Below are 14178 nucleotides of genomic sequence, written 5' to 3'. Positions count from 1 at the left end.
AGGTTCGGATATGACACCGATACCTTATCATCATCTTCTATTGTACCGCTTTCTTTTATGACCGTGCAAATAACTTCTCTCACTAATTATCAAGCCATACAAACCGTGATTTACAGAACAACTTAATTGCCAGTCTTCAACCTTTATTTTTAATACGATAAAAAAGGCTCCTATAATAGGAGCCTTCACAATCTCTTAAGAATATGTTTCTTCTTTCTGTACTTGCTCATTTACAAGCTCTTTCAGCAACTCTATAATTTCATCATTTTCTTCTTTCAAACCGACAGTAATACGAATACCATCATCGATACCAAATGCAGCACCAGAACGAACGATATATCCTTTTTTCATTAATCGTTCGAAAGCTTCATTACCTGGTATACCAAGTTTTAAGAAAATGAAATTTGTTTGAGATGGATAATAGAATACGTTATATTCTTTACAAAATGCATAATACTGATTTAGACCTTCAGCATTCTTTTTCACACAATCTTGTAAAAAGGCTTGATCTTCTAATGCAGCGAGTGCTACAGATTGCGCTACAGTTGATGTATTGAATGGTAACCTCGCTACTTCTAGCTGTCCGATTAACTTCGCATCCCCAATCGCATATCCGATACGAAAAGCAGCTAAACCATATGCTTTTGAAAACGTGCGTAAAACCATAAGATTTTCATACTTTTCAAGAAGTGGCAATGTTTGCGGATAGTCTTCTGCTTCCGCGTATTCATAATATGCTTCGTCCATAATAACGAGAGCCGACTTAGGAACTGATTCTAAAAATGAAAGTAATTTTTGTTTCTCAACATATGTACCTGTCGGATTATTCGGATTACAAATCCATACAATTTTCGTTTTATCATCTACTTGCTCTAGCATTGCATCTAAATCGTGAATACCGTCTTTAAGTGATACTTCACGAACTTCTGCTCCTTCAATAACAGCATGGTGATGATATTGTGAAAACGTAGGATTCGCCATTACAACGTTTGTTCCTTCATGTAGTAACGCTCGGCTAATCATTTGAATGACTTCATCTAATCCACTACCAAATAGTAGTTGTTCTGCTTTTACACCTAAATGTTTCGCTACTTTTGTCCGAAGTTCAAAGGCATATCCATCTGGATAAAGGGCATATTGGCTCGCTAAAGAAGTTAATGCTTCTGTCACACGCGCTGAGCAACCGAATGGATTTTCGTTCGATGCTAATTTCACAATTTTCGATAATCCATATTCCCTTTTTACTTCTTCAATGTTTTTCCCAGGCACATACGCTCTCAAAGTTAACAATTGCTCTTTCACTCTCATTTTTCTTCCCCCAGTCATTTCATTCAATTTGATTACAATACAGTTATAGCCCCTTACTGTAATCTTTTATCATAACCGTCACTATTACGAGAATACCTCTAAATGAGCACTTCACAACACTTCGCTATCATTTTAAACCATATCTTTTTGAAATGCCTCTAACGCAATATGAACAGTCTCATCTGAAATAGATACGACATTCACTACCCCATATTCCTGCATAAGCACCATATGAATTGCTCCTGCATTTGCTTTCTTATCTTGTTTCATCAATTGAACGAGGCGCTCTACATTCAAATCTCTTGGCATTTTTGGATAGCCGTATTTCAAGAACCACTGCTTCATATCTTCATAAGCAAGATCAACCTTGTACACTTGCTCACTTAAAAATATGGCGAATAACATTCCAACCGCTACGCCGTCACCGTGAGTAATATTCCCATACCCTAGCTCTTTTTCAAGAGCATGTCCTAACGTATGTCCAAAGTTCAAATGGGCACGTACACCCTTCTCTGTTTCATCTTGTGACACAACATTTGCCTTTACAGGAATCGCCTTCGTTAATATATGGATTAACTTCTCATCACGAAGATCCGCTAATGTTTGCACTTCTTCTTTTAACCAATGATATAGCTCCACATCACCAATAAGAGCATGCTTTATCACCTCTGCATAACCTGAACGCCACTCTTTTTCAGGAAGAGACTGTAAAAACGGTGTATGATATACAACCGCTTCTGGCTGATGGAATGCACCAATCATATTTTTACCTAACGGATGATTAATCGCTACTTTCCCACCTACTGCGCTATCGTGCGCTAATAAAGTCGTCGGAACCTGCACAAAGCGAATACCCCGCATAAAAGATGCAGCAACAAAACCAGCTAAATCTCCAATCATTCCGCCTCCAAGTGCAAGAATTAAAGAATTTCTATCTAATTTATTTTCAAGAGCTGACGTATGAGCCGCATAGAAATTTTCGAAAGACTTCTCTTTTTCGCCACTTGGTACAACAAATGAAAACACGTCCTGCTCCACTTGTAATGCATCGATAACTGTCTGTAAATGTAGTGATGCAACAGCTTCATCTGAAATGATCATTACGTTAGATACAGCTGGCTGCATATTTTGAACGATCATTGTTAAGTTTGACAACGCTTCTTTACCAACATGTACATCATATTCTTTTGATTTCGTTTGAATATGTATGTTTCCCATTAAAATCCCCTCGCATATTCATTATGTTTCTCAATATTTTCACGAATTAGTTCCATACGATCTAATCCGAATTGTTCTATTAAAGCTGTTGCTAATTCCCAAGCCACAACCGCTTCTGCAACGACACTAGCTGCTGGCACTGCACAACTATCTGAACGTTCAATGCTCGCTGTAAAAGGCTCTTTCGTATCAATATCTACACTTTGAAGAGGTTTATAAAGTGTAGGTATCGGTTTCATCACACCGCGCACAACAATTGGCATTCCAGTCGTCATACCGCCTTCTAATCCACCTGCATTATTTGTTCTTCTTGTATATCCATGCTCCTCATTCCATAGAATTTCATCATGAACTTCACTTCCCGGTCTATGCGCTGCTTCAAAACCAATTCCAATCTCGACACCTTTAAAAGCATTAATACTCATAATTGCAGCTGCTAATTTCGCATCCAGTTTTCGATCATAATGCACGTAGCTACCTACTCCAATTGGCATTCCTTCCACAATTACTTCAACGATTCCACCAATTGAATCACCATTTGCTTTCGCATCATCAATCGCTTTCATCATTTGGTTACCAGCTTCGTCATCTAAGCAACGTACAGGAGATGCTTCTGTAATACTCTTTAATTCTTCAATTGAACTATACGTAACCTCCTTAGCTTGTACACCGCCAATTTCAATTACATGGCCCGCCACTTTAATACCAAGTTCTGCTAACACCTTTTTAGCAACCGCACCAGCAGCAACACGCACCGTCGTTTCGCGCGCTGACGAACGTTCCAGTACATTCCTCATATCTCTATGACCATATTTAATTGCACCATTTAAATCAGCATGCCCAGGCCTTGGTTTTGTCACTTTCCTTTTTATCTCTTTTTCTTCCTGCTCAGTTAAAGGCTCTGCCCCCATAATTTTTGTCCAATGGGCAAAATCACGATTTTCAACAACGAGTGCAATAGGGGAACCTAATGTTTCTCCATGTCTAACACCACTTAAAATTTGCACTTGATCCGTTTCAATTTGCATGCGTCTACCACGCCCATATCCCTTTTGCCTTCTAGCTAACTCTTCGTTTATATCATCCGCTACTAAAGACAATCCTGCTGGAACACCTTCTATAATCGTTGTAAGTTGCGGACCATGAGATTCACCAGCTGTAATATATCGCATACGTTATTCCTCTTTTCGTATATGTATTTATCTCACTATATTAACTTTTATCATTCTAAAAATATTAAAGAAATTATATCATAAATCGACCATTTTCTTATTCTATATTTCCGATAGGCCTAATTTAAATATCAATATATCATAACAGCTCAAACTTCGTAACTAATTGAAAATAAAAAAAGTGCAAAAAGAATACCCCTATTCTCCTTGCACTTTTTACTATTATCACAGTGATTAAAGCGTTTACAAATTATTTCAAAATAATTAGTAAATCCATTCATTCATTAATTTTGAGTAGTCAACTAATTCTTCTTCTTTAAAGAAAATAGCAATCTCGCGCTCTGCGCTTTCTAAAGAATCAGAACCATGAATAATATTTTTCGCAACAGTTACACCGAAATCTCCACGAATTGTTCCAGGAGCTGCTTCATGTGGTCTTGTTTTCCCCATCATGTTACGCGCTGTATCTACTACACCTTCACCTTGCCATACCATTGCGAATACAGGTCCAGATGTAATAAAGTCTACTAACTCACCAAAGAAAGGTTTTTCCTTATGCTCAGCGTAGTGTTGTCCAGCAATTTCCGGAGTGACTTGCATTAATTTTGCACCAACTAATTGAAAGCCTTTTTTCTCAAAACGAGCTACAATTTCCCCAATGAAGGCACGTTGTACACCGTCTGGTTTTACCATTAGAAATGTTTTTTCCATAAAAAATCTCTCCACTTCTGAATTATGTATGTAATTGTATATCCCCACACACATATTATCACCCTTATCACAATTGTGCAATAGTTTTGAAATAGAGAGATTATTTTATTTTTTAGAATAAACATTAAAATTTTCGTTTTCCAATATACTTTGCAACATTTTGTAATGCATACTTTGCTTTTCCACGTGGGAGTGGTTTTATTATTTCTAAAGCTTTATGTAAATAACGTTCACTAAACGCAAATGCTTGATCAATTGCTGGACTATTTTTTACAGCATCAATAATTTCTTGCATTTCACTTGCTGTTGTATTTTCATGTACAGATGTGATTTTTTGACGAAGTACTGGATCTTCCATCGCATATAAAGCAGGGAGCGTTATGTTTCCTTGTAATAAATCTCCACCAGCAGGTTTTCCAAGTTTCTCTTCTGTGGAAACGAAGTCTAAAATGTCATCAATAATTTGATAAGACATTCCTACAAAATATCCATACCAAAATAGACGATTTACTGTATCACGATTAGCACCAGCAGCAATCGCTCCCAATTGACAACTCGCGGCAATTAATAATGCTGTTTTTCGCTTTATTCTTCTTAAATACGTTCTTAAATTTTGGTCATAATTGTATTTATCTTTAATTTGTTCAATTTCACCTTTACAGACTTCTAAAATAGTATGTGATAACGCTTGATGCGCCTCTGGGATTTCGATATTTGTTATACATTCAAGAGACTTAGCGAACAAATAGTCCCCTGTATACATCGCAATACGATCTCCCCATTTCGCATTCACAGTCGCACTGCCGCGTCGTAAAAATGCAGCATCAATAACATCATCGTGAACAAGAGAAGCCATATGAATAAGCTCTAACGCAACAGCAACATGCTTAATCGCATCTAACTTATAATCTCCAAATTTCCCTGCAAGCAACACAAATACAGGACGAATTCGCTTCCCACCAGCTTCAATAAGTTGTAATGCTGCCTCTTCTACTAATGGTTGTTCAGAAGCAACTGTCTTTTTTAATTCTTTTTCTATCACATTAATATCCGATCGTAAAAAAGAGTACATAAGTTGTAACTTCATATTGTTCACCTTAACCTAAAACTTCTTTTTTCTTTTTTCTTTTTTCTATTTTGATTCTGGTTTAATACCTAAATGCATCGCTGCTACCCCAAAAGTAAATGGTTTCACTTGCACACGTTCAAGTCCAGCTTGCTCAAACATTTGGGCCAATTCTTTCATCCCTGGGAATGCACTAGCAGATTCTTGAAGCCATGAATATTCTTTATAACTTTTCGCAAACATCTTTCCAAATAACGGCATGATATATTTAAAGTATAAAATATACCCTTGTCGAAAACCAATCATTGTTGGTTGAGATGTTTCTAAACAGATTACTTTTCCACCTGGTTTTACTACACGCGTCATTTCTTTTAATACGTGCATATAATCCGGTACGTTACGTAAACCAAACCCAATTGTTACATAATCAAACGTATTATCTTCAAATGGAAGCTCCATTGCATTCCCATGTAGAAGTTCTACTTGTTTTAATTGTAACGCCTCTACCTTTTGCTTACCGACAGATAACATATTTTCACTGAAGTCTAAGCCAACAACCTTTCCTTGCTCACCTACCGCTCCAGCTAGCGCAATTGTCCAATCTGCGGTTCCGCAGCATACATCAAGCGCTTTACTGCCAGGTTGTACATCCATAATTCGCATCGTTTCTTTACGCCACGCTTTATGTCTTTGAAAACTAATTACAGAATTCATCACATCGTATTTATCAGAAATCTTTTCAAATACGTCATGTACTCTTTCTTCTTTTGATTGTTGCATGCTCGTACCTTCTTCCAATGTAAAATTGCTTATGTCTTCTATTTATCCCTTAACACAGAATTTATTTCACTTACGTCTGTGTGATTTTCTAAAAATTGTTTTTCTTTCTTTCTCAATTCCATCATCCAACCATTAATCACTACTTCTGCTTTATCCCCTAAAGCATCTTGCACCGCTTGAAAAACAGGTGAATGTTGTTTATCAGCATACAATTGAATTTCTTTTTGAAGGCGATTTCCACCTAATACGTATGTGATAAATGGCTTCCAATGTGATAAATGAAAATGATCACATGTTTTTTGAAGGAGCGCAGACTCAATCGTTACTACGCTTTTCATTATGTCATCCGTCGTTTCATGCGCTTTTTGGTATAACATAATTTTGTGTTCATTTATCTCTTTAATTCCTTCAGCAAGTGCACGAATTAAAACAATATCACGATTCATAGACAATAAATAATAATATAGTCCACTATAGTAATCGCCTGCAAGTACTGTTAATTGACGACATTTATGGAATTCAATCTCTTCCTCGCCTGCTTTATTTGATACCCTTTCATGCGTATCAAGCGCAATTTGTACAAGCATAATTGTTACTACGTAATGCTCAATTTGTTCTATATGTAAGTTTGCACTCTTTAAAGCACCATATAACAATGCTATCTTTTCTTCATCAATAAATGGTTCTTCAATATAGTTTATAAAATAAGGATGGCGTAATTTCTCCATCAATTTCTCTTTTATACCCGCATACCCTCCGTAGATGTCACACACAAAAAATCACCCTTGTTTTCTAATTCATAAAACTTATTATAACACATACACTCTATTTTCTATAACCAAAACTTGGCTACACCTACCATTCATGTAAGCAATCTTTCTAATCTCACTCTGTCTAGCTAAAACTATATCATTTATTTACTAAAAAAAAAAAGAAAAGCAGTTTCCCGCTTTTCTTTACTTCGCTTTAATAAACGATAAAATTTCACTGCGCGCTGCAGCATCATTTTCAAGCACACCACGCACTGCTGTCGTTACTGTTTTCGCACCTGGTTTTTTCACACCACGCATCGTCATACACATATGTTCTGCTTCTACTACTACCATTACACCATGAGGCTCTAGTACTTCCATAATAGAGTTGGCTACTGTTGATGTAATACGTTCTTGCAGTTGTGGACGACGTGCAATTGTATCTACAGTACGAGCTAATTTACTTAACCCTGTCACCTTTCCACCTTGCGGAATATATGCAACGTGAGCAACTCCATAGAATGGAACTAAATGATGCTCACACATCGAATAAAATGGTATATCTTTTACTAGTACAAGCTCTTCGTGATCTTCTCCGAATACTTTATGCAAATGCTCTTTCGGATCTTCATGCATACCTGAGAACACTTCTGCGTACATTTTTGCAACACGCTTTGGCGTATCAAGTACTCCCTCACGATTTGGATCATCCCCAATCGCCTCTAAAATAAGGCGTACTGCATGTTCAATTTGTTCTAAATTAACTTTTGCCATCCGCTAGCCCTCCCGAAAACCTAAAAGTGATACGAACACATTCTAGCATATTTATGTTTTTAAAAGCAAAAAGAAGAGTTCCCAAAAAGGAAACTCTTCTTCCCTGTTAATATGTAAGGATTATTTAACCGCATCTTTTAACGCTTTACCAGGTTTGAATGCAGGTACTTTACTTGCAGCGATTTCAATCTCCTCACCTGTTTGTGGGTTACGACCTTTACGAGCCGCACGCTCACGAACTTCGAAGTTACCGAATCCGATCAGTTGTACTTTATCACCTTGTTTTAAAGCTTCTAAGATAGAATCAAAAACAGCGTCTACTGCTTTTGTTGCGTCCTTTTTAGAAAGGGAACTTGCTTCTGCAACAGCATTGATTAAATCTGTCTTGTTCATGCCATTCACCTCCTCCCAAAGATAAGACTGTATAATGATCATAAAATGAGTCTTACTTTCATTTGTAGGCAATTTTTACAAATTCTATACTACAAAGATGTAGATAAATCATTATCAACGCCTATATTATACGATTCTCCTTTATAATTCAATATTTTTAAGGAAATTGTTACTCTGAAAATGTGAAAATCTGATGAAACTTGACAATTTACAACAATGTATTAGATAATGACTGTTTATTTTTCTATTTTATAATCGAAAAAACAAAAAATCCCTCTACAGTGAGAGGGATTTTTCTTATAGTATAATCGCAATTAATCCGCCAGATCCTTCATTAATAATTCTTTCTAGCGTTTCTTTTAATTTATATCTAGCATTTTCTGGCATTAAAGATAATTTCGCCTGAATTCCTTCTCGAACAATCGAGCTAAGCGAACGTCCAAATATATCAGAATTCCAAATTGATAACGGGTCATCTTCAAAATCTTGCATTAAATAACGAACTAATTCTTCACTTTGCTTTTCAGTACCAATGATCGGCTCAAACGTTGACTCTACATCTACTTTAATCATATGAATAGATGGCGCTACCGCTTTTAACTTCACACCAAACCTTGAACCATGACGAATAATTTCTGGCTCATCTAAGCTCATATCCGCTAGCGCAGGGGCTGCTACACCATATCCTGTTTGCTTAACCATACGCAATGCATCTGCCACTTGGTCGTATTCTATTTTCGCATGAGATAAATCGAGCATAAGCTTCAATAAATGATCTTTCCCTCGAATTTCTACTCCTACTACTTCTTTTAAAATCTGATCATATAATTCATCTGGCGCATATAAATCAATCTCCGCCACACCTTGCCCCATATCAATGCCAGCTAGGCTCGCTCGATCAATAAATTCATATTGACTAAACTGCCAAACAACGCGATCCACATCACGAAGACGTTTTATATCCTTCACAGTTTCTTGAACTGCTTCTTGATAACTTTGACGCAACCAATGCCCTTCATTTAGCACCATTACCCAGCTCGGAAGGTTCACATTCACTTCTAATACAGGGAATTCAAATAGCGCTTCACGAAGTACATTATATACATCTGTTTCTCTTAAACTCTCCACACTCATTGCAATAACCGGGATATCATATTCTTCTGATAAACTTTGGCGTAATTGCTCTGTATCTGGATGATACGGCTGTACCGTATTAATTATCATAATGAAAGGTTTTCCTACTTCTTTCAACTCATTTACAACGCGTTCTTCTGCCTCTATATAATCTCTTCTTGGAATTTCACCAATTGTTCCATCTGTTGTAATTACAACACCAATTGTTGAATGTTCTTGAATTACTTTACGCGTGCCGATTTCTGCAGCTTCATGGAATGGAATAGGTTCTTCATACCAAGGGGTATTAATCATGCGCGGGCCATTCTCATCTTCATAGCCCTTCGCTCCTGGAACCGTATATCCAACACAATCTACTAATCGAATGTTCACTTCAAGTCCTTCATCTACTTCGATAGAAACCGCTTGGTTTGGAACAAACTTCGGTTCCGTCGTCATAATTGTACGACCAGCAGCACTTTGAGGCAATTCATCCTGCGCTCTTTGACGGTCAGACTCATTCTCAATATTTGGAATAACTACAAGTTCCATAAATTTTTTAATGAATGTTGATTTCCCTGTTCGAACAGCTCCTACAACTCCAAAATAAATATCACCGCCTGTTCGTTCTGCAATATCTTTAAAAATATCTACCTTTTCCAAGTGATTCCCTCCCTCAAAATTTTTGGGAATAATTCCGCGTTTATAGTCAACTAATACCTTCTCTAACGTTGCCTATAATATCTGATATAATATAATGGTATTCTAGAAGTTCGGACAATATATCATATAATTTTGTCCAATTTCATATGACTATTAAAAAATATCTTTTGTTTGCATCGTAAGTTGTATAACATAAAAAACCTTTCTTCTAGAACTTATTCACTAAAAGAAAGGTTCATGACTTATGATTTTAAAAAAATTGGTTCTCCGTTCTTTACTGTGTACGGTAAAGAATAAGCTGGTACAAACGGGGAACCTTTCGAAAGTATATTTCGAATATCTTCTCCCTCCGTAAACTGCCCTTCATTTTTTTTCAAAGCGTCATATAAGTCGATTCTATAATCAACAAAAACTTCTCCTTTTTCATTAATTACAAAAGGAAGCCCTTTACCAGAATATGGACTTGTCACTTGTGGCACATCTTTATATCCTAGTTTTTTGAAATCCAATTCATATACACCATCTGAAATTACTTTTTTAAAAGGTGGATATTGATGTTCATCACGATACATCCTAAGTTTTAAAGATAATTCCTGAATTTGTTCAGCCATCCTAACATCAATTAACTTTACTGTTGGATTTGTTTCAACGTCTATTAATACGTATTGATATACTCCTCCACTTTCATATGCATTCCCTGGCGCTTCTTGTATGTAACGCGGAGCAATCTGTTGAAAATCGATTGGATACTTTTGATAAATAGGTGTACTCATATCCCTCGTCTTAATTGGCAATATCCCATCATTTTGCTCCTTAAATGTCACAACAGCTTTTTGAACAACCTGTAGCTGATCTTCATAAGGAACCGCATTTTGCTTCATATTTTCTTTCGGATACAGACACCCCGTTAAAAGGCTCATACAACAAAATATTAAAATAATATGGACTTTTTTCACTAGCATCACCTTTTCATACTAATATAACTTGCTCCGTATGTAGTATTTTCGAGACCATTCCATTTACTGTTGTACAGGTCCACTAAATACAACAAGAAAAATAACAATTCCTGACACAACCATAAGGGTGTACGCTACTAACGCTGTAATCCCTTTCAAAAATTTATTCTTTATTTTATGTCTACTTAATAAAATAAAACTTACTGCAAAAAACATAAATCCAATTGCCCCTAAAGCCAACCACATTTTCATAAGCCCTTCTGACATATACACACCCCTTTTTATTAATCTATTTTTATACTATTTTAACAAATTAAAATCTTTAAACAAATACAAAAAGAACATTTTACTACAAATCGCAAATATGTAACTTTAATCAATAGGTTTTTCAGCATCTTCCACCAATCTAGATAAAAATAAAACCGAAGCGATTATATCTCTCGCTTCGGTTGACCAAATATGCCCAAAAACAGCTCTATTCCCATTCTTTCATGGCTATCATATGCAATCTACAAACTCTTTGTTTCTCATAATTTATTTTTTAAACATTTTGCTTAACGAGCCAAAATCCGCTGGCATATTATTATTAATAATTGCTTTTACAATTTGATCCTCTTGCTCTTTCGGCACTTCACGTCCCGCCATAAGAGCCACTTGATGAATCAATTGACGAAGTACAGTTTCATCACGTAAATTCGCATTTTGCACGGATGATGCTAATTTAAAAATATCCTCTTTATTTACTTTCGCTTCCTTCTCAATATTATTAAAAATGTTATTATCCATTCTTTTCACCCTCTCCTCAAGTTACTCTTCATCCTATGCAAAAATAAATAAATGGTGAAAAGACCCATAAAATAAAAAAGCGACAGAAGTACAAATGTACTTCTGTCGCTTTTCTTTACAGTAAGTCAGGTATAGCTTCCACTTCATGTTTTCGAACACGTCCCATTAATGAGCCTACCGCATCTTTTACGTTATTCCCATTGAACAGCACGTCATATAAAGCAGCTGTAATCGGCATTTCAACTTCCATTTTCTCTGCCAATTCATGAGCAGCTTTCGTTGTTCTTACACCTTCCACAACCATACCCATGCTTTCTAACACTTCTTCTAAAGAATGTCCTTTTCCAAGCATATTTCCAGCGCGCCAATTTCGGCTATGAACACTTGTACAAGTTACAATTAAGTCTCCCATACCAGTTAGACCAGCAAACGTTAACGGATTCCCGCCCATTTTTCTTCCTAAACGAGCAATCTCTGTTAAACCACGTGTCATCAATGCCGCTTTTGCATTATCACCTAATCCAAGACCATCAGTTATACCAGCAGCTAATGCGATAATATTTTTTAACGCACCACCAAGTTCAACTCCAACGATATCTGGATTTGTGTATACACGGAAATAACTATTCATAAATAAATCTTGTACTTCCTCAGCCGCTTCCATACGCTTTGCTGCAGACGTAACTGTTGTCGCTTGTCGTAAACCAACTTCTTCAGCATGACTCGGTCCAGACAATACAACAACATCTTTAATTAAGTTCTCTGGAATTTCTTCCTCGATTACTTCCGAAATACGTTTTGACGTACCAGGTTCAATCCCTTTACTCGCATGAATCCAAGTAATCGGTTCTGTAACAATTTCTTTCATCTCTTGTAATACATCTCTGTACGCTTTCGTCGGTACTACTAGCAGTACTGTATTTACATCTACTAATGCTTCTTCTAAAGAAGAGTAGGCTACGATTGTGCTTGGCAATGTAATGCCTGGGAGATATCGACTATTCTCATGTTTCGTATTCATTTCATCCATAAGTTCTGAGCGATTTCCCCAAATACGTACATCATGTCCATTGTCAGCTAATACCATCGCTAACGCTGTTCCCCAGCTACCTGCTCCTACTACTGTGATTTTTGTCATAAAATCACATCCTCTCCATTAGTCTCTTGCTCGAGCAATAATGTGAATCGGCGTTCCTACAAAACCGAACGCTTCACGTAAACGATTCTTTAAGAAGCGCTCATATGAAAAGTGCATTAATTCTGTATCGTTTACAAACACAACAAATGTCGGTGGTTTTACCGCAACCTGTGTCGCATAGAAGATTTTCAGACGGCTACCATTATGAGTCGGTGTTGGATTCATCGCTACCGCATCCATAATTACATCGTTTAATACGTTTGTTTGTACACGGATACTATGGCTTTCATTTACCTCATTGATAACCGGTAATAACGTTTGTGTACGTTTTTTCGTTTTTGCAGATAAGAATACAATCGGTGCATAATCCAAGAATTGGAAATGAGCACGAATGTTTTCTTCAAATGCTTTCATTGTTTTTTCATCTTTTTTCACTGCATCCCATTTGTTTACAACGATAATAACAGCTCGTCCTGAATCATGAGCATATCCAGCGATTTTTTTATCTTGCTCAATAATTCCTTCTTCTCCGTCTAAAACAACTAAAACAACGTCAGAACGTTCAATCGCTCTAAGTGCACGAAGTACACTATACTTTTCTGTACTTTCATATACTTTTCCTTTTTTACGCATACCAGCTGTATCGATGATTACATAATCTTGATCATCTTTACTATATGGTGTATCGACAGCATCACGCGTCGTTCCTGCGATATTACTTACAATTACACGTTCTTGACCAAGAAGTGCATTTACAAGCGATGATTTCCCTACGTTTGGACGTCCAATTAAAGAGAAACGGATTGTTTCATCGTCATACGCTTCTTCTTCAATCTTTGGAAAATGATTTGCAGCTTCATCTAACAAATCACCAAGTCCTAAACCGTGTGTACCTGAAATCGGGAATGGCTCGCCAAATCCTAATGAATAAAAATCATAAATATCACTACGCATTTCTGGATTATCAACTTTATTTACCGCAAGTACAATTGGTTTTTTAGAACGATACAAAATTTTAGCAACTTCTTCATCCGCTGCAGTTACACCATCGCGACCATTCGTCATAAAAATGATAACATCTGCTTCATCAATCGCAACTTCCGCCTGTTGACGAATTTGTGTCAAGAACGGCTCGTCTCCAATATCAATTCCACCTGTATCAATAATGTTAAACTCATGATTTAACCATTCTCCCGCACTATAAATACGGTCTCGAGTTATACCTGGGATATCTTCTACGATTGAAACTCTTTCTCCAACTATTCTATTGAAAATAGTAGATTTTCCTACGTTCGGGCGGCCTACTATTGCTATTACTGGTTTCGGCATATACTTTCATCCTTTCAAC

15 protein-coding genes are annotated in these 14178 nt (G+C 36.6%); all 15 read right to left on the bottom strand.

The window, feature by feature from the left end:
* Window positions 1-195: 195 nt before the first annotated feature.
* The 15 genes from hisC to der all read right to left on the bottom strand — a co-directional run bounded on the left by hisC (window position 196) and on the right by der (window position 14159).
* Window positions 196-1308, bottom strand: a complete 1113-nt coding sequence (gene hisC, locus QCI81_RS21820) for a histidinol-phosphate transaminase (protein WP_001264033.1) — start codon at window positions 1306-1308, stop codon at window positions 196-198.
* Window positions 1309-1440: 132 nt separating this feature from the next.
* Entirely contained in the window at window positions 1441-2526 is a 1086-nt protein-coding gene (aroB, locus tag QCI81_RS21815; RefSeq protein WP_000526809.1) for a 3-dehydroquinate synthase, read from the bottom strand.
* The gene (gene aroC / locus QCI81_RS21810) at window positions 2526-3698 is read right to left on the bottom strand and encodes a chorismate synthase (protein WP_001269379.1); all 1173 of its coding nucleotides are present in this window, start codon (window positions 3696-3698) and stop codon (window positions 2526-2528) included. Before aroC ends, aroB begins: the two co-directional genes overlap by 1 nt.
* Before the next feature lie 264 nt (window positions 3699-3962).
* Window positions 3963-4409 (bottom strand): nucleoside-diphosphate kinase, encoded by a 447-nt coding sequence (gene ndk / locus QCI81_RS21805; protein ID WP_000415883.1) that lies wholly within the window; start codon window positions 4407-4409, stop codon window positions 3963-3965.
* 124 nt (window positions 4410-4533) lie between these two features.
* Window positions 4534-5496, bottom strand: a complete 963-nt coding sequence (hepT, locus tag QCI81_RS21800) for a heptaprenyl diphosphate synthase component II (RefSeq protein WP_000776079.1) — start codon at window positions 5494-5496, stop codon at window positions 4534-4536.
* 45 nt (window positions 5497-5541) lie between these two features.
* Window positions 5542-6255 carry a 2-heptaprenyl-1,4-naphthoquinone methyltransferase gene (gene menG / locus QCI81_RS21795; protein ID WP_001187668.1) on the bottom strand — a complete coding sequence of 238 codons (714 nt, stop codon included), beginning with the start codon at window positions 6253-6255 and terminating at the stop codon, window positions 5542-5544.
* Window positions 6256-6293: 38 nt separating this feature from the next.
* Complete coding sequence (locus QCI81_RS21790) at window positions 6294-7028, bottom strand: heptaprenyl diphosphate synthase component 1 (RefSeq protein ID WP_000332853.1); 735 nt, start codon at window positions 7026-7028, stop codon at window positions 6294-6296.
* Window positions 7029-7211: 183 nt separating this feature from the next.
* Window positions 7212-7781 carry a GTP cyclohydrolase I FolE gene (gene folE / locus QCI81_RS21785; RefSeq protein WP_001151481.1) on the bottom strand — a complete coding sequence of 190 codons (570 nt, stop codon included), beginning with the start codon at window positions 7779-7781 and terminating at the stop codon, window positions 7212-7214.
* A 120-nt stretch (window positions 7782-7901) separates the two neighbouring features.
* Window positions 7902-8174, bottom strand: a complete 273-nt coding sequence (locus QCI81_RS21780) for an HU family DNA-binding protein (RefSeq protein ID WP_001043860.1) — start codon at window positions 8172-8174, stop codon at window positions 7902-7904.
* A gap of 297 nt (window positions 8175-8471) precedes the next feature.
* Window positions 8472-9950 (bottom strand): stage IV sporulation protein A, encoded by a 1479-nt coding sequence (gene spoIVA / locus QCI81_RS21775; RefSeq protein WP_000416519.1) that lies wholly within the window; start codon window positions 9948-9950, stop codon window positions 8472-8474.
* 242 nt (window positions 9951-10192) lie between these two features.
* Window positions 10193-10906: a hypothetical protein gene (locus QCI81_RS21770; RefSeq protein ID WP_000755480.1), complete on the bottom strand. Its 714-nt coding sequence runs from the start codon at window positions 10904-10906 to the stop codon at window positions 10193-10195.
* A gap of 63 nt (window positions 10907-10969) precedes the next feature.
* Complete coding sequence (locus tag QCI81_RS21765; RefSeq protein WP_001289005.1) at window positions 10970-11173, bottom strand: DUF2768 domain-containing protein; 204 nt, start codon at window positions 11171-11173, stop codon at window positions 10970-10972.
* 267 nt (window positions 11174-11440) lie between these two features.
* Window positions 11441-11692 carry a stage VI sporulation protein F gene (locus QCI81_RS21760; protein WP_000369753.1) on the bottom strand — a complete coding sequence of 84 codons (252 nt, stop codon included), beginning with the start codon at window positions 11690-11692 and terminating at the stop codon, window positions 11441-11443.
* A gap of 115 nt (window positions 11693-11807) precedes the next feature.
* Window positions 11808-12830, bottom strand: coding sequence for an NAD(P)H-dependent glycerol-3-phosphate dehydrogenase (locus tag QCI81_RS21755; RefSeq protein WP_000161783.1), 1023 nt, complete (start codon window positions 12828-12830; stop codon window positions 11808-11810).
* A gap of 18 nt (window positions 12831-12848) precedes the next feature.
* Window positions 12849-14159, bottom strand: a complete 1311-nt coding sequence (gene der / locus QCI81_RS21750; protein ID WP_001125890.1) for a ribosome biogenesis GTPase Der — start codon at window positions 14157-14159, stop codon at window positions 12849-12851.
* Between the last annotated feature and the right edge of the window lie 19 nt (window positions 14160-14178).

Source organism: Bacillus cereus group sp. MG20 (assembly GCF_040459885.1).
GTDB classification, from domain to species: Bacteria; Bacillota; Bacilli; order Bacillales; family Bacillaceae_G; genus Bacillus_A; species Bacillus_A cereus.
This window is presented reverse-complemented; position numbering and strand designations above follow the sequence as displayed.

Bases quoted from the DNA above. Each gene is read 5' to 3' on its own strand.
- hisC (WP_001264033.1), bottom strand. From the start codon at position 1,308: ATGAGAGTGAAAGAGCAATTGTTAACTTTGAGAGCGTATGTGCCTGGG.
- aroB (WP_000526809.1), bottom strand. From the start codon at position 2,526: ATGGGAAACATACATATTCAAACGAAATCAAAAGAATATGATGTACAT.
- aroC (WP_001269379.1), bottom strand. From the start codon at position 3,698: ATGCGATATATTACAGCTGGTGAATCTCATGGTCCGCAACTTACAACG.
- ndk (WP_000415883.1), bottom strand. From the start codon at position 4,409: ATGGAAAAAACATTTCTAATGGTAAAACCAGACGGTGTACAACGTGCC.
- hepT (WP_000776079.1), bottom strand. From the start codon at position 5,496: ATGAAGTTACAACTTATGTACTCTTTTTTACGATCGGATATTAATGTG.
- menG (WP_001187668.1), bottom strand. From the start codon at position 6,255: ATGCAACAATCAAAAGAAGAAAGAGTACATGACGTATTTGAAAAGATT.
- folE (WP_001151481.1), bottom strand. From the start codon at position 7,781: ATGGCAAAAGTTAATTTAGAACAAATTGAACATGCAGTACGCCTTATT.
- QCI81_RS21780 (WP_001043860.1), bottom strand. From the start codon at position 8,174: ATGAACAAGACAGATTTAATCAATGCTGTTGCAGAAGCAAGTTCCCTT.
- QCI81_RS21765 (WP_001289005.1), bottom strand. From the start codon at position 11,173: ATGTCAGAAGGGCTTATGAAAATGTGGTTGGCTTTAGGGGCAATTGGA.
- QCI81_RS21760 (WP_000369753.1), bottom strand. From the start codon at position 11,692: ATGGATAATAACATTTTTAATAATATTGAGAAGGAAGCGAAAGTAAAT.
- QCI81_RS21755 (WP_000161783.1), bottom strand. From the start codon at position 12,830: ATGACAAAAATCACAGTAGTAGGAGCAGGTAGCTGGGGAACAGCGTTA.
- der (WP_001125890.1), bottom strand. From the start codon at position 14,159: ATGCCGAAACCAGTAATAGCAATAGTAGGCCGCCCGAACGTAGGAAAA.